At 48.5% G+C, this 14,261-nt stretch carries 16 protein-coding genes; 8 read left to right on the top strand and 8 right to left on the bottom strand.

All coding sequences use genetic code 11. The features are described 5' to 3' along the window. The first annotated feature begins 121 nt into the window (after positions 1–121). Entirely contained in the window at positions 122–943 is an 822-nt protein-coding gene (locus HMPREF9194_RS07845; protein WP_016525834.1) for a hypothetical protein, read from the top strand. 58 nt (positions 944–1,001) lie between these two features. Beyond that, on the top strand, positions 1,002–1,400 hold the full coding sequence (locus HMPREF9194_RS07850) for an outer membrane protein assembly factor BamD (RefSeq protein ID WP_051127868.1): 399 nt from the start codon (positions 1,002–1,004) through the stop codon (positions 1,398–1,400). Here the strand turns inward: HMPREF9194_RS07850 and HMPREF9194_RS07855 are convergent. Further along, positions 1,397–2,632, bottom strand: coding sequence for a vWA domain-containing protein (locus HMPREF9194_RS07855; RefSeq protein WP_016525836.1), 1,236 nt, complete (start codon positions 2,630–2,632; stop codon positions 1,397–1,399). The two genes, HMPREF9194_RS07850 and HMPREF9194_RS07855, sit on opposite strands and share 4 nt — an antisense overlap. Before the next feature lie 82 nt (positions 2,633–2,714). On the opposite strand from HMPREF9194_RS07855, the gene HMPREF9194_RS07860 reads away from it, so the two are divergent. Beyond that, positions 2,715–3,803, top strand: a complete 1,089-nt coding sequence (locus HMPREF9194_RS07860; RefSeq protein ID WP_016525837.1) for a hypothetical protein — start codon at positions 2,715–2,717, stop codon at positions 3,801–3,803. A 16-nt stretch (positions 3,804–3,819) separates the two neighbouring features. Further along, on the top strand, positions 3,820–4,410 hold the full coding sequence (locus HMPREF9194_RS07865; RefSeq protein ID WP_016525838.1) for a helix-turn-helix domain-containing protein: 591 nt from the start codon (positions 3,820–3,822) through the stop codon (positions 4,408–4,410). A gap of 68 nt (positions 4,411–4,478) precedes the next feature. On the opposite strand, the gene HMPREF9194_RS07870 is transcribed toward HMPREF9194_RS07865, so the two are convergent. From HMPREF9194_RS07870 to HMPREF9194_RS07880, 3 genes are all read right to left on the bottom strand, one after another. Beyond that, positions 4,479–5,303: a serine O-acetyltransferase gene (locus HMPREF9194_RS07870; RefSeq protein ID WP_016525839.1), complete on the bottom strand. Its 825-nt coding sequence runs from the start codon at positions 5,301–5,303 to the stop codon at positions 4,479–4,481. Position 5,304: 1 nt separating this feature from the next. Continuing rightward, the gene (gene cysK / locus HMPREF9194_RS07875) at positions 5,305–6,234 is read right to left on the bottom strand and encodes a cysteine synthase A (protein ID WP_040846821.1); all 930 of its coding nucleotides are present in this window, start codon (positions 6,232–6,234) and stop codon (positions 5,305–5,307) included. A gap of 94 nt (positions 6,235–6,328) precedes the next feature. After that, a complete protein-coding gene (locus tag HMPREF9194_RS07880) occupies positions 6,329–6,937 on the bottom strand; it encodes a DUF4230 domain-containing protein (RefSeq protein WP_016525841.1) in 609 nt (202 codons plus the stop codon). 105 nt (positions 6,938–7,042) lie between these two features. On the opposite strand from HMPREF9194_RS07880, the gene HMPREF9194_RS07885 reads away from it, so the two are divergent. Continuing rightward, complete coding sequence (locus HMPREF9194_RS07885; protein ID WP_016525842.1) at positions 7,043–7,636, top strand: 2'-5' RNA ligase family protein; 594 nt, start codon at positions 7,043–7,045, stop codon at positions 7,634–7,636. Between the two features lie 212 nt (positions 7,637–7,848). Continuing rightward, positions 7,849–8,490: a peroxiredoxin gene (locus HMPREF9194_RS07890; protein ID WP_016525843.1), complete on the top strand. Its 642-nt coding sequence runs from the start codon at positions 7,849–7,851 to the stop codon at positions 8,488–8,490. A gap of 95 nt (positions 8,491–8,585) precedes the next feature. Here the strand turns inward: HMPREF9194_RS07890 and lepB are convergent, their stop codons facing one another. Then, a complete protein-coding gene (gene lepB, locus HMPREF9194_RS07895) occupies positions 8,586–10,382 on the bottom strand; it encodes a signal peptidase I (RefSeq protein WP_016525844.1) in 1,797 nt (598 codons plus the stop codon). Between the two features lie 63 nt (positions 10,383–10,445). On the opposite strand from lepB, the gene HMPREF9194_RS07900 reads away from it, so the two are divergent. After that, the gene (locus HMPREF9194_RS07900) at positions 10,446–10,799 is read left to right on the top strand and encodes an Hpt domain-containing protein (RefSeq protein ID WP_016525845.1); all 354 of its coding nucleotides are present in this window, start codon (positions 10,446–10,448) and stop codon (positions 10,797–10,799) included. Here HMPREF9194_RS07900 and HMPREF9194_RS07905 read toward each other — a convergent pair. After that, complete coding sequence (locus HMPREF9194_RS07905) at positions 10,774–11,520, bottom strand: TatD family hydrolase (RefSeq protein WP_016525846.1); 747 nt, start codon at positions 11,518–11,520, stop codon at positions 10,774–10,776. The two genes, HMPREF9194_RS07900 and HMPREF9194_RS07905, sit on opposite strands and share 26 nt — an antisense overlap. 91 nt (positions 11,521–11,611) lie before the next feature. Here HMPREF9194_RS07905 and HMPREF9194_RS07910 point away from each other — a divergent pair, with 91 nt between their 5' ends. Then, positions 11,612–11,830 (top strand): hypothetical protein, encoded by a 219-nt coding sequence (locus HMPREF9194_RS07910; RefSeq protein ID WP_016525847.1) that lies wholly within the window; start codon positions 11,612–11,614, stop codon positions 11,828–11,830. A gap of 1 nt (position 11,831) precedes the next feature. Here HMPREF9194_RS07910 and HMPREF9194_RS07915 read toward each other — a convergent pair whose 3' ends face one another. Together HMPREF9194_RS07915 and miaA are read right to left on the bottom strand one after the other, a co-directional pair. Beyond that, a complete protein-coding gene (locus HMPREF9194_RS07915) occupies positions 11,832–13,226 on the bottom strand; it encodes a glycosyltransferase (RefSeq protein ID WP_016525848.1) in 1,395 nt (464 codons plus the stop codon). Positions 13,227–13,256: 30 nt separating this feature from the next. Beyond that, positions 13,257–14,261 carry a tRNA (adenosine(37)-N6)-dimethylallyltransferase MiaA gene (gene miaA / locus HMPREF9194_RS07920; protein ID WP_016525849.1) on the bottom strand — a complete coding sequence of 335 codons (1,005 nt, stop codon included), beginning with the start codon at positions 14,259–14,261 and terminating at the stop codon, positions 13,257–13,259.

A 14,261-nucleotide genomic window follows, 5' to 3' on the forward strand; every position in this document is an offset into this window, starting at 1 on the left:
TACCATTTTACGCGATTTACAAGCCGAATAAAACGTAGTATATTTACCGAGTAAAAAACGCACGTTTCTTCTTAGATATAAAAAATCTTTGAAAAAATAATTAAAACTTGGAGGTTTATACATGAAAAAGATTTTTATTATTTTTGTAACATTGTTTATTTTAAGTGCAGCATTTGCAGACGGTATCGGAATGTCTATAGGAGGAGGATTTAAGTCTTCTTTTTATAAAGAAAATTTGAAAAATGAAAATATACCAGAAAGACTTAATAAAAGTACAAATATGAAAACAAAGTTAAAAAAAGACATACTTGCACCAAATATTACAAGTTTAGGTGTTTTTATAAAATTTGATATTTTCAAAGATTATCAAATGCCAAAAGCTATAATTGGGTGGTCTATAGCAAATGAAGTTTCATTTCAAAGTGGAACAGGATTAGATATCTGTAAAGATTATGCTACTACCTCTCATTATATACAAGAAAAAATTTTTATTGTTGAAAACATAGATAGTTCTACCCTTTTTCTTACAGAGTATCGTGCCGTTCCTTCTTTTATGACCGGTAATAAAACGTGTAAAGTAGGATTAGGAATTCCAGTAACATTTTCTTTTGATAGTACAAAAATGTCTGGAAGATGTGGGTATTTTTATAATTGGAATAATGTAACAAAAGAATTTATGAATGCCGGTGCTTCAACATATGACTCTTCAGCATTCACTTTCTATCAGGGAATCGGTCTTCGTCCGCAAATTGAGTTTTGTGTAAAAAGATTTAAAATCGGAGGATATTTCGAGTTCAATGGTTCTTTGTACCAAGTAAAACACTTGAATAAAAAGTATACAAAAGAAGCAGACCTCTGTTCTGAAAACTCGACAACTTTCAAGTTTTTTCCGAAAAACTCGATTAAAACGTCCGTCGGAATATATACAACATTTATTCTCTGAGTTAATATAAATATTAAGAGGTAAAATTATGTGTGATGTTTATTGTGAAGTACCGCGTATGAAAAAGACAGCGCTTGTTATTTGTTTGTATATATCGATGTTTGCGGCGTTCGGCTTTATGTCGTGTTATTCGGTTCCGACGAAGGTTGCCGAAGGCATAAGCGAAGCCGAACTTTTGCAGCTGGGACAAAACTCGCTGGACAACGGCAACTATAAAGCGGCCGAATTTTATTACAACAAAGTAATAGAATTGTACGGTTCGAATATAAGTTCAACGGTCCAAGCCGAGTACGAGCTTGCCCACATTTTGATTAAAAGACGGCACTATAAAGAAGCAAAGCCCGCGCTGGAAAAAATTCTGTCGTATTATAACAATCCGCAAAACGCCGCGCTTTTGCCGCCGGCGTATAAAAAGCTTGCGCAAATCGACTTGAAAAAGTGCGAAGACGCGGATTAACGCGTGCCGGCTTTACCGTCGGGAATAATAATGCAGTCGATTGTAACCTCTTTTTTGCGCGCCGTATCTTCGACCAGTTTTTTTGATATACCCTTGCCGGCCCGCGGCGAAGGATGCGGTTCGGCGTCTCCTATTAAAATGATTTTCTTGTGCGCAAAGGGGCTCCAGCGGTAAAATTCCAGCGACGCGTACAAAGCTTCGTACACCGCTTCGGGCGTATCGCCGCCGATAAGCGAATGCCGCGGAATGTGCATCGCATTCAGTTTGGAAAAAAACGCTTCGGCATCCCGTGTAAAATCGTTGAACTGAACGGGAAGCCCGCGGTAACGGAAATCGTCGGTATAATCGCGGTAAAATAAAAGCCCCAGCCGCACTTCGGCCCGCCCGTGCAGCTCGGAAGCCAAAGCGGGAATCAATTCTTTTTGCAGTTTTTGTATATCGTCCCACATGCTGCCGGTCGCATCGACGGCAAAAACGACGTCGGTGTTTTGATCTTTCGGCAGCTCTTTGAACGAACGCATAACGTCTTCTACAATCGTATCGGGGCCGTGCGAATAAATCAGTATGCCGCTTGCAATGTCTTTAAAAGCTTCGGCGGCTGCGGGACTGTATTCGTCGGTGAGCGCGGCGTTAAAGCCGAACATAAAAGGATTATCCGCGTAAGCGCCGCCGTAATCGGCATAGGGTTTTTCAAACGTACGGATATTTATAAAGGTTCCCTCTTCAACGCTAACTTCGCCGTTTCGGCTCCACGGATAGCCGTACACGATTTTTTTCGGAATAAAAAGATGAAAGGCGTTCCCGAAATCCGCTTCTTTTTCCGGCGTCGAATCGATTATACCGTAGCGGCCGTATTCGGAATCCAAAAAAACGCCGTTTAAAAGCCGCTTTTCGTTTCCGTTTATGTCGTTGAATTCAAGGGCGCGGTACGCATAGCTGTCGGCCCTTCCGGCGGGATCCTTTGTCGTTTCGGTCAGCAGTACCGAAGAAAGTCCTTCTTTGTGCCGCACGTACAAGTGCCAGCCCTCGGCATCGGGTTTTAAAAGAAGGTCGGAAAGGCTCAGTTTTAATGCCGGGTTTTCGCCGGAACGTTCGCCGGCAGAACCGTCCGTTCCGACCGGGGCGTTTACCGGCTGTGCGAAAGCTCCGTTTGCGCAGTCATTTCGAAAACCGGCGCGGCACGCGAAAAAAAACAGAAAAAAAAGACAAAACGTTTTTTTATTGCGGAGCATACTTCATTATCGGTAAAAAAATGTATTATTTATACAGTTGCGGTGTGATTTTTTTGAAATTTGTGATATACTATATATAATTGTGACAACTCATGAAGACAACTCCGCACAAGACGGATTTACTCGGGTACCGCTTGAGGAGTTTTACGACGAAGACGAAATGTCCCGAACGCAAAAGGAAAACTCTACAAACATCATCGTTCTTACGAACACGGAACAGGACTTGGTCAATTCCGTATTCGAACGGCTGAGAACGGTGTCGCCGGAAACGCTGGCCGTATTGGCCGACCGCCTGGCCGACCTCGAAAAGCTCACTTTAAACATTGCCCACTTTCCGTCTTTAAAACAAACGCAGGAACAAGGTTCGGCCGTGCGCAGCATGAATACGCTGGTTGAAGCCCTGCTTATACGGCGTGAAGGCGACCGCACGCTTCATTTGCCGTCGAAGGCTATTTTGGGTAAGGGATTTTCGGTTGCCAAATTTCATACCTTTGCCGCCATGGAAAAAATCGCAACATCCTCGAATTTTCCCGACGCCCTGCTGAAAAGACTCCGAAGGGCGTGCTTGGGCATCCTGTTTACGATAATGGCCGAAGACGTGTATTTGAGCCTGCTCGACAACGAAACCATCGCCATAAGCATACGGGAAAAAATAGCTTACGAACTGATTATGCTGTGGGAACACCGCAGCGACGAAAAGGTAATCGAAATGGCGCCCGTTTTGGACGCCGTATGGAATGCGCGGCGCAATCTTGCCCCCGCGTTCGGCACGATGGTTGGCACAAGCGAACTTTTGATTTTGTCGATGGCAATGGACGACCAGTGGTGCCGCTTTATTTCTTCGCGCATGGGAAACGAAGACGCCGCCATGGCGATGGAAGAATTTTTATTCGGCATTTCATGGGAAGAGATTCAAAAGGTAAAGCAAAACATTTACGATAAAAAAGTGAGTGCCATAGACAGCAAAGAAGCGGCTCATATTTTGGGAAGGCCGGCCGACGCTTTTAAGCCGAAAACCGACGTGTTTGAGCCGCGCGATTTTTACCTTTTGTATTCGGTGCGGCGCGACAACGCGCGGGCGCGTTTACGGCTCAATTTGCCCGGCCCGCACTACACGCTCGAAGACCATTACATGCGCTTTATATTGGAAACCCAAAAGGAACAAGGTTAACTCCGGGAGCCGTACTTTGAAAAAAAACGAAACGCAAAAGAAAAGACCCTATCACTTCGGCGAAAAACTGCGCCAAGTACGCGAGCGCAAGGGCTACACTTTAAAAGTCGTCGCTTCGCGTGCGGGCGTGAGCGAAAGCCTTGTGTCGCAAATAGAACGCAATAAGGTGTCGCCCGCAATCGATACGCTTTTAACCCTTGCCGACGTGTTGGATATAAACGTCGAATTTCTGTTTGACGAATTCAGGCGCAGCCGTCCGGTAAAAATCATCCGCGGCGATCAGCGGCGCAAAATAGAAGAAGATACCGTTTGGTACGAAGAACTTGCAAAGCCTTCCGAATCCGACGGCATACATTCGATAGAATCATACGTTATCACCATTCCCGAAGGCGACCATACGCACCGCGGCTCTTACGGACACTTGGGTACCGAATTCGGCTTTATTCTGGAAGGCAAAGCGGGATTTAAATACGAATCGCAAACCTACACGCTCGAAGAAGGCGACAGTATTTCGTTTTCGGCGTCGGTACCGCATACGCTGTCGAACGTCGGAAAAGGCGTTATGAAAGCCCTATGGGTTGTAAGCCCGGCTCAGCGTTTCGGCTGAAAACGGGCACACGAATATCGGCAAGGCTTCAGCGCGAAACGTCGGTGCAAAACGCGCTTATTCAAAAGTTACCTCATATACACTTTCGAGTTCGCGGGCACCGATTCGGTTATAAAGGCATTGCCGCCGATAACCGAATTTTCTCCGATGCGCGTTTGACCGCCGAGAATTGTCGCTCCCGCGTACACGGTTACGTTATCTTCGACTATCGGGTGGCGGCGCATGTTTTTTAACTGCCGCCCTCCCCGCGTGGATAAAGCGCCGAGCGTAACGCCCTGATAAATCTTTACGCCCCTGCCTATAACGGCCGTTTCTCCGATAACAATGCCGGTTCCGTGATCGATACAAAAATATTCGCCAATTTGAGCGCCGGGATTTATATCTATGCCGGTTTTTCCGTGCGCATATTCGCTCATAAAACGAGGAATATAAGGAACGCCGGCTTTATACAGTTCGTGCGCAAGGCGGTATATATAAATGGCGTAAAATCCCGGATACGTTAAAATAACTTCGTCTATGCTGTACGCTGCGGGGTCTCCGTCGAATGCGGCTTGCGCATCGAGCATAAGCTTTTCGCGTGTACGATCAAGCGACGAAAAAAACGCATCGGTTATCCGCGCCGCTTTTTCGGCATTTTGCTCATCCGTTTTATCCGATTGTTTGTTATCCGCACGGCCGAAAGAGGGCGCATCGTCGAAGGCGGACAAATCTCCGGAGGCGGCGGACGTAGCGCACAAATCGGGGACAGCGCTCAAAGCGGTTTGTATTTGTTTTTGCAGCTTTTTTTTAAGAACCGGAAGTCCGTATTTTTGTTCCGTAAAATGGTGCGGAAAAAGAACGGTTTTTAGATCCTTTATGATACGGACAATCTCATTTCTGTCGGGAAAAATCATATTATGCTCCGAACAAACCGGCCGACAAATAGCGCTCGCCGCCGTCGGGCAAGAGGGCAACGATGAGTTTCCCCGCATTTTCTTCTTTTCGGGCAAGTTTAATTCCCGCGCACAAAGCGGCTCCGGAAGAAATACCGCACAGCAAACCTTCCGTTTGTGCAAGCTCGCAGGCGGCCGCTTTTGCATCCTCGTCGCTTACCGTAATAACGCCGGTATAAACGCCTTTGTCGAGGTTGTCGGGAATAAAGCCCGCGCCGATTCCCTGAATGCCGTGCTTTCCCCTAGGCTTTCCCGAAAGAACGGCCGAATTTTCAGGCTCGACCGCATATACGCGCACGGAATCTTTTTTCGATTTAAGGTACTTTCCGGTTCCGCTCAGCGTGCCGCCCGTTCCGACACCCGCAACAAAGATATCGACTTTTCCGTCGGTATCGTCCCATATTTCGGGCCCGGTCGTCGTAAAGTGCGCGCGCGGATTTGCCGGATTGGTAAACTGCGAAGGCATAAAAGCCGACGGCACTGTACGCACCAATTCTTCGGCTTTTGCGATTGCGCCTCCCATTCCCTGCGCTGCGTCGGTTAACACGAGTTCCGCCCCGTAGGCTTTAAGCAGCATGCGCCGCTCAAGGCTCATGTTTTCGGGCATAGTTAAAATCAACTTATAACCTTTACGGGCGCACAGGGCCGCCAAAGCGATTCCGGTATTGCCGCTGGTAGGTTCGATTAAAACCGAACCTTCGCCAAGCGTTCCGTTTTTTTCCGCTTCTTCCAACATAAAAAGCGCCGCCCTGTCTTTAACGCTGCCGCCGGGATTCAAAAATTCGATCTTTACGGCAAGGGTTGCCGCAAAGCCGTACCGCTCTTTTATACGTACAAGCTCCACGAGGGGAGTACTTCCTATCAATGCAGCGATACTTTTATGTATGTTCATGGCGCCGACTATAACACAGTCCGAACAAAAACACAACATAAGGCATCTCGAAAAACCGCTCTTGAGCGGCTTTTTCGGTGCGCGTAAAACATCGTTACTCCGCAAAACCGACCGCTATGTGTTTAAAACCCATAGCCGACAGTACCCGCCTGACGACAAGCAGCGATTGCAGTTCCGCATCCTGAAGCAATCCGCGCGCAATAAAAGACTGCTCGGCTTTTTCTTTTGCGGCAAGAATTTCGGTAAACACTTCCTGCGAAGAAATCGGCGCAAAGATGTTTTTATACTCGTCGAATACTTCCATGGCAGAGATGTCGTTCCCGATTATTTGAACGCTCGGAAGCCGTACGGTAACCGACGTGCGATCGCTGCCGAGCGTAAACGTTACGCCGCCCATATCCGCAATGCCCGCCCGTATGACACCCGAATAACGCACGATGCTGTAGCTTTTTGCCAAACCGAGTACGTGGCGCCGTTTAAGGGTTACGACGTCGCTGTATACGGCCTTTACGGTCGTAAGCTCGGCGCAGTACATAAGTTCGCTCGAAATCAAAGCGGATAAAGCGGTGAATTTATACTTTTCGTATTGTTTGTACGTATACAGCAAAGCCGCGCCGATGAGCGCCGCGCACAAAAGAGCGGCTCCGATTTTTATGCACAGCACGCGTACGACATGCGGCGCCTTACTTCCGTCTTTTTTCATACGCACCTCCGAAAATATCCTTCCGGCTGTATCGTAGACGATTTATCCGTTACGCGCAAGTGGCGGACAAGACGCCGATGCAATATCCGTGCTATAATTACAGGCATGAAACAAAACAATATTCTGCAGCAAACGCATTTTATCGGCGTTCTCCTTCCGGAAGATATAACCCTTACTCTTGAAGATTGCCGGCGCTATATGAACGAGGTTTACGGCTGTAAGTCCGGACACGGAACGCCGATCCATGTTACGCTTGTTCCGCCGTTCAAACTGCCGGAAGAATATGCAACAGCCGATTTAATAAGCGCGATTGAAAAAGAAGTCTTGCCTAAGCGTTTGGGCTTTACGGCACATATCGATAATTTTGATGCTTTCGGTGACCGGACTCTTTTTGCAAACGTAGTTGCCGGCGATACGTGGACAAAACTCCGTGATAAAACGGTAAAAGCGATTTTGAACACCTGTCCCGGCTGTACTAAAAAAGACCGAAGACCTTTCCGTCCTCACGTCACCGTTTCAAATCGGGATATTCCCGCAGGCGTAATGACAAAGGCGCTTCAGGTTATGAACGAGCTGAACCTTGTCGAAGATTTTCCGGTCGATAACATCACGATTTTTGAACGCAAAGGCAACAGGTGGGAAGCGGCGGTTACAGCGGAAATAAGCACGGATAAGACAATCCCTGTTTCCTTGATTTAGCATACGACCGGACTTAACCACCGACGGCTTATATTCCGTATTCGTAATCCGGCGGGACACATTGCGCATTATACCAAAGAGTCTTTCGAAAAAATTTTTATAAAAATTCATATAAAATATTGACATAGTATAAAATTTATTATATTATTATTTTTGTATTAATTACAATTTTAATATAGTTATTACAAACTATTTTTAAGGAGTCAAATGTTATGGAAAACGGAATGCCTTTATTGGGAGATAAGCTTCCCTCGCTGATCGTAAAAACAACGCACGGGGTAAAACATGTACCCGAAGATTACAAGGGAAGATGGCTCGTGCTTTTTTCGCACCCGGCGGATTTTACGCCCGTGTGTACCACCGAATTCGTATCGTTTCAAAAACACTACGATGATTTCAGAGCGATAAACTGCGAGCTTTTGGGCTTATCCATCGATCAGGTTCAGTCCCACATTAAGTGGACCGAATTTATGAACGACAAGCTGCACACAAAAATCGAATTTCCCGTTATCGCCGACGACATGGGAAAGGTCGCCGAAAAGCTGGGAATGATTCACCCCGGAAAAGGAACGAACACCGTACGCGCCGTATTTGTTATCGATCCGAACGGCGTGCTTCGTTTGGTTATTTATTATCCGCAAGAAATCGGCCGCAATATGGACGAAATTTTGCGTTCGGTTAAAGCGCTGCAAACGAGCGACGAGCACGGAGTTGCCTGCCCCGCAAACTGGCCCAACAACGAGCTGATTCAGGATCAGGTAATTATCCCGCCCGCTTCGGATGAAACGACTGCAGCCGAACGTCGCGGCATGGCAAACGCCTTCGACTGGTGGTTTGCGTACAGAAAAATATAAAAAGAGACTCAGCTAAAAATGTGCGCCCGGGCTCGAAAGATTCCGGGCATTTTTTTTACGGTACCCGAACCAGTGTTAATACGATTGTATTTTCTTTACTTTCCCGGTACACCGAAACGGCTGAGCGGGAAAAAGCGCAAAACGGGAGTTCCCAAAATATTTTTTCGCGGAACGTATTGCGGCTCCAAATCCGAATCGTAATATAAAGTCCGCGCATCGAACGCGGTAATCGGCGTACGCTTTTTTTGCAGCGAATGCCGCATATCCAGCGAATTAAAGCGGTTATCGCCCATCATAAAAAAATTATTTTCGGGAATAAACGAAGCCGTTCCGTCTTCTTTATTCGGCGGGAACACGCACATATTGCGTTTATCGTTGATATACGAAATATACACAACCAAATCCTGCGCATGCATTAAATACTGCAACCGCTCCGGATCGCTCGCCTGCTGTGCGGCGCTCACGCCCTTGTTCATCAAATCGGCGGTGCGCACGGCGATGCGGCCGAAAGCCAGTTTTAACGCGAGGTTTTGGCGGAACATCGCTTCGGTATACATATCGGATCGGGCGCCGGAAGTGCCGCCCGAAGCAAAATCGAAACCGTTTGCCCAGTCGGTCATAAACGAATCGAACCACAGTTCGCCGCCGTCGGAAAGCAAAAGCTTTCGGATGAGCGTGTCGCTTTGCCTGAAAAACGAAAGCACTTCCATCATGTTTTCGCTCACAAGGTCGGGAACGCCCGTTCCGGCAGGCGAAAGAGAAGACAGGCTTTTTTTCTCGGCGGCAAAACGGCGGCTCAGCGAGCGCGCTTCTTCAATAACGGATTCATAGTTCATGTCCCGCCGTTCTTGTTCAATCGCGGTCATGCGCTCGTATTCTTCGGCGCTGAAAGGAATGTAGCGGATTTTCTTTTGCGTTCCGGCAGGAAGCGAAGCAAGGTTCCATTCAGCCCGGCGCGCATCTTCTTCCACCGGACGGAATTCGGCCTGCGCCGCGGTGCGGCTGTACAGTACGCCGTCCTGCATAACGAGCTGTTCTCCCGGAAGCCCCGTAACGCGCTTTACGAGCGGGTCGGCTTTTATTTCGCCCGATTCGTCGACGTTTAAATTCACCTTTGTAAACGTAAACATAAGCACCATCTGCGAAATAAAGGTTTTGACTTCCGACTTATTGTCCTGCGGATAGCGCGGATTGCGGAAAATGACGATATCGCCGCGCTTGTACGAACGCAAAACCGGAAGTCCGACATCCGACACGGGAAACTTCGGGCCGGACGCGGTTTTAAAGCCGATGACCCGGTCGCCTATTAAAAATTCGGGCACCATGGATTCCGACGGAATAACGTAAAGTTGAAAAATAAAAATATTGATTAAAACGACCGTGCACACGGCCTGCACGATTGCGTCAATCCAATCGAGCGCCTCAAAAATGAATTTCGCGCCCCCGCGCCTTTTTTTCGGCAGCAGTTCGTTTTTCGCGGAAATCAAACCGGCCTCCGCTGCGGCTCGAGCAAAATCCGGATTTTGAACAAACACGCGCTTGGAATTCAAATGATACAACATCGTTACGGATACAATCGAAGCGGCAAGCCACAAAAGGACGGAAATCACATCCTGCACATACGGCAAAGCCGTGCCGCCCGCACGGCGCATAATAAAGCCCGCCAAAAGCACAAAGGGAACGTATTGATACAATTTATATACAATCGGATAATTTTTTACTTTTTTGAGCGTGAACACGGCGGAGGATGTAATCGTTAAAAAGGCGATAAAGGTCGCACACAAAATAAAAGCCGCTGCGGAAATATCGGCGGCAACAGAAAATTGTAAAAGAGCGAAAACGGCGCACAGCGCATGCACCGTGTAGTTTAAAACAATCAGCTTCGTTTTCATACAGGCGAGTATAGCAAAAAAAACGAATATATACTAGAATATTTTATCAAGGAAGGTGTTCCGATGACGGATGAATTCGTTTTGGTCGATTACAAACAGGCAATTCGTGATTTGGACAACGACGCAAGTTTGTACAAGGATTTGCTCGACTGCTGGTTTTCGGAAATGCAGCTCGACAAGGCGGTGCTCGAAAAGTTGTGTCAAAAGGAAGATTTGTCGGAAGCCGCAGCCTACGTTCACCGCGTAAAAGGAGCGGCCGGTTCTTTGGGCGCTCACGCGCTTTTTGAAACGGCACAAAAAACCGAAAATCTTTTGCGCGGCAAAACGCAGGGTAATGTACGGGAACATATCGAAGAATTGCTGTCTGTCTACGATTCTACCGAAAAGGAATTTAAACTAATCCGTACGCGTTTTTAAAATTTTTATACAGCCGTTCGCATACCGCTGCGGGATTTTCGCCGCGCAAAGACGCGATTTTTTCATACACTTTTTTTATGTCCGCAGGGTCGGTGGCCGTTTCGCCTTTTAAAGTTTGCCACGGCGCATCCGTTTCGGCAAGAAGCAAGTCGAAAGGAAGGTGTGCCGCACAGCGCAGGGCGCGCTTGTTCCCGTTTAAAAGCGGCTTGCCGAACGAAAAATGCGCGTTCACGCCGCGCTTAATTAAAGAAAGCGCTTCGGTGTCGGAGCCCGCAAACGAATGAAATACCACCGATTTTAACTTTGCCAATTTTTTCGCATCGCGGAAAATCCTGTCGAGCGCGCGCCTGCAATGAATCACCATCGGTTTTTCATACCGTTGTGCCGCTTCAAGCTGCAAAGCCCATACTTCTTCCTGCTCTTTCACGCGCGAAGAAAACTCGTCGCTGTAAAGATCGAAGCCCGTCTCCCCTATCGCATCGGCTTCGTTTTTTTCAAGCGCGCCGAGTACAAAGGCCATATGCTTTTTATCGGGATTTTGGGGATGAACGCCGGCCGATCGCAAAACAAGGCCGGGGTAGTTTTCGGCGACGCGCAAAAGCCGATTCCATTCATCTTCCGAATGGGCGCACGAACATACGGGAGAAATATCCTGTCCGTCCGAGAGCGGCCGCCAAAAAGCCAAATCCGTAATGTGAAGGTGAGCATCGGCAAAAATCATACTATGAATATATCACAAATAACCGAAAAAAGGCTAACATCCGCGCCGCAAAATCCGAAAATAAAAGTGTAATGTAATATCGGGAGGAAGTATGAAAAAGTCTTACGCATTAAAAAGTCACAATTCGAACGATTATTTAACCGTTGAAAAAGAACTTGACGACGGCTTTGTCATCCGCATAGTCCGCGATAAAGACGGGTACGAAGAGATCGTAACCGATTTTATAAGCAAAGTACTTTTCGACAGCTGCATCAGAACCGGTTATTTAACCGAAATTGAAATTCCGCAAGCCGCGGTCGTCAGCGCATAAATTACGCACGCATCAAAAAGTGAATGAGCCGCAAAATCTTCAGGCCGTCGAACCAAATATGAAAGGCACGCTCAAGCCCGATTCGGTTTTTGCGGTTTTGCAGGCACATCTTTTCCCACACGGCGGGAAAGCGTTCCCGCTCCAAAAAATCGTACACATCGGGCAACGCGGACCTACACTCGGATAAAAAAGCTTTGCTCCTATCCGCTGTATCCGCCGACGCATAAAACAGGCCGATAAAATCTTTAATCCTTTCATATACAAAATCGGGATACAGCAGCGCACCTTTTGCCGTCGGCGGGGCCACCTGCTCAGCCGTCGGGTCGGCCGATTGCCCTGCCGCCTGTCCCCCTGTATGCGCGCTTAAGCCTTTTCCCGAGCCTCCGACAAGGACATTTGCTTCGACAAGGGCACGTACTTCGACAAGTGCGCCGAGTTTTTGTCCCGTGCCGAAAAGCGTGCGCTGCGAAAGGCGCGCTTGCGGATGCACGGTGCAGGTAAGTTCGGGAAACACAAAAGGCGGCGCATCGTTTTGTCCTGCCGCCGTTGCAGTACTTTGACCTGCCGTTGCAGCGTGCTGAATATTCAGTTTTATAAGAGATTGCAAAAAATAAAAGTCTTCGCCGGAAAGAAGTTTCGGCATGCCGCCCGAAGCCGCATAGCCCCACGCCGAGCACACAATCGACGGACCCAAAGCGTACGGATAAAACGGCGTTTTTGTTTTGAATAAACGCGCGCCGTGTTCTTTTATAAAAAACTCATACGAATCTATCGCCTTTTGAATATCCGAATCGGGAGCCTTTTGGTGCGTAAAACCGGTTATCGCTCCTGCAGGCGGCAACTTTCCGCAAAGCAGCGCATCGGCACACTGTAAACGAAAATCATGCAAAGCGCAAATGTATTCGGAACTTACGAGCGTGTCCGCATCCATGCAGGCAATCACGTCGGCCCCGTTTTTAAGCGCATAATCCATGCCGATGCGCCGGGCCGTACCGACGCCTTCTTTTTCGGACAGTTCGTACCCCTTCGAACAGGCATCGAGCACGGTAATACCGCGTTCGACTGCGGCTTTTATAAGTGTACGGTTGTTTTCTTTTATTTCATCGCTTGCGTTTGTGCGGTTGTTTACAACGCAGATGACAGTGCAGCCGCCATTGGCCGCACCGCTGCGAGTTCCGTCCGATTCGCCGCGCGCGCACTCAATAGAGCGTTCTATGCTGTCAAAGGTGTCGAGTATATCGGGATATTCGGCACACGCGGGAATGACGATCGCAACGGGGCGCATTTTTTGCGCAGGCGCGGCCGTATCCTGTGCGGGCGCACACGGGACACACGGTGCCGCACCGGATGCGAATACGGAGCGCTTTTTGTTGTATAAGGCGATAACGTCTTTCACTCTCTTCCCGTCATTTCCCGAACGTATCGGCTAAAGTGCGCCGCCGGAACCGGTTTGCAGCAGCCGGACGATTTGCTCAAAGCGGCGTTCGACGGAACAATCTTTTTCGCTTCCGTCGTGCTCGAGCCAATGAATGGGCACGCCTTTTTTTTCCATACCGCGGAACCATGTTTCCTGCCGTTTGGCGAACTGTCCGATCGCAATGCCGAGTTTCGTTTCCAATTCTTCACGGGAAGCTATAAGGCCGCGGAGGTACTGCGATACAAAGCGGTATTCCAAGCCCAAGCGCTCCAAGCGTTCCCAACTTGCGCCCTCGCTCAAGCCGGGAGCGCAACGGTGAAGCGCTTCGGTTTCTTCTATCATGCCGTTTTCAAGCCGGCTTTTTAAGCGCTTGCGTATGCGGGAACGCAGCATATCGCGCGGAAAGGTCGTACCGACGACAAAGGGATGTATTGCCCGCTGCGGTCCAGGCTGCGGAACTTGTCGCAAAGCAGTTTGCTCCGCGTTATAGGTTTCGATTTCCACGGCGCGCACAAGGCGGGGTCGGTTAAGGGTGTCGGTGCTGTTGTGAACCTTGCTTCCCGCAGCAGCCTTCAGTTTATAAAGGAGCGCGGTCAAATCGTCCATGGAAAGAGCGGCAAGTTTTTCGCGCAGGGCCGGATTTTCGGGAACGCGGCGCATCGCATAAGAGCGCACAACCGAATCCAAATAAAGCCCCGTACCGCCGGCAATGACCGGAATTTTTGCGCGCGAAAGCGTATCGGTAAAGGCGGGGAAAAAATCTTTTTGATAATCGAAAACGGAATATTCATGCGAAAGATCGGTTATATCTATAAGATGATAGGGCACCGTGTACTCGTCCAAATCTTTTCCGGAACCGATGTCCAAGCCCTTGTACACTTGCCTTGAATCGGCCGAAAGGATTTCCCCGTTTAAATGCTCGGCAAGGCGGACGGCAAGCGGAGTTTTTCCGACTGCGGTAGGTCCCAAAACGGCGATGCAATCGGCGCCTTCGGGCAAAATCGGCCTGTCCAC

This window comes from Treponema maltophilum ATCC 51939, from assembly GCF_000413055.1.
GTDB lineage: Bacteria > Spirochaetota > Spirochaetia > Treponematales > Treponemataceae > Treponema_C > Treponema_C maltophilum.

What these genes read in the sequence shown, in the direction of transcription:
- HMPREF9194_RS07845 (WP_016525834.1), top strand. Translation starts at nt 122, where the DNA reads ATGAAAAAGATTTTTATTATTTTTGTAACATTGTTTATTTTAAGTGCA.
- HMPREF9194_RS07850 (WP_051127868.1), top strand. Translation starts at nt 1,002, where the DNA reads ATGAAAAAGACAGCGCTTGTTATTTGTTTGTATATATCGATGTTTGCG.
- HMPREF9194_RS07855 (WP_016525836.1), bottom strand. Translation starts at nt 2,632, where the DNA reads ATGCTCCGCAATAAAAAAACGTTTTGTCTTTTTTTTCTGTTTTTTTTC.
- HMPREF9194_RS07870 (WP_016525839.1), bottom strand. Translation starts at nt 5,303, where the DNA reads ATGATTTTTCCCGACAGAAATGAGATTGTCCGTATCATAAAGGATCTA.
- cysK (WP_040846821.1), bottom strand. Translation starts at nt 6,234, where the DNA reads ATGAACATACATAAAAGTATCGCTGCATTGATAGGAAGTACTCCCCTC.
- HMPREF9194_RS07880 (WP_016525841.1), bottom strand. Translation starts at nt 6,937, where the DNA reads ATGAAAAAAGACGGAAGTAAGGCGCCGCATGTCGTACGCGTGCTGTGC.
- HMPREF9194_RS07885 (WP_016525842.1), top strand. Translation starts at nt 7,043, where the DNA reads ATGAAACAAAACAATATTCTGCAGCAAACGCATTTTATCGGCGTTCTC.
- HMPREF9194_RS07890 (WP_016525843.1), top strand. Translation starts at nt 7,849, where the DNA reads ATGGAAAACGGAATGCCTTTATTGGGAGATAAGCTTCCCTCGCTGATC.
- lepB (WP_016525844.1), bottom strand. Translation starts at nt 10,382, where the DNA reads ATGAAAACGAAGCTGATTGTTTTAAACTACACGGTGCATGCGCTGTGC.
- HMPREF9194_RS07900 (WP_016525845.1), top strand. Translation starts at nt 10,446, where the DNA reads ATGACGGATGAATTCGTTTTGGTCGATTACAAACAGGCAATTCGTGAT.
- HMPREF9194_RS07905 (WP_016525846.1), bottom strand. Translation starts at nt 11,520, where the DNA reads ATGATTTTTGCCGATGCTCACCTTCACATTACGGATTTGGCTTTTTGG.
- HMPREF9194_RS07910 (WP_016525847.1), top strand. Translation starts at nt 11,612, where the DNA reads ATGAAAAAGTCTTACGCATTAAAAAGTCACAATTCGAACGATTATTTA.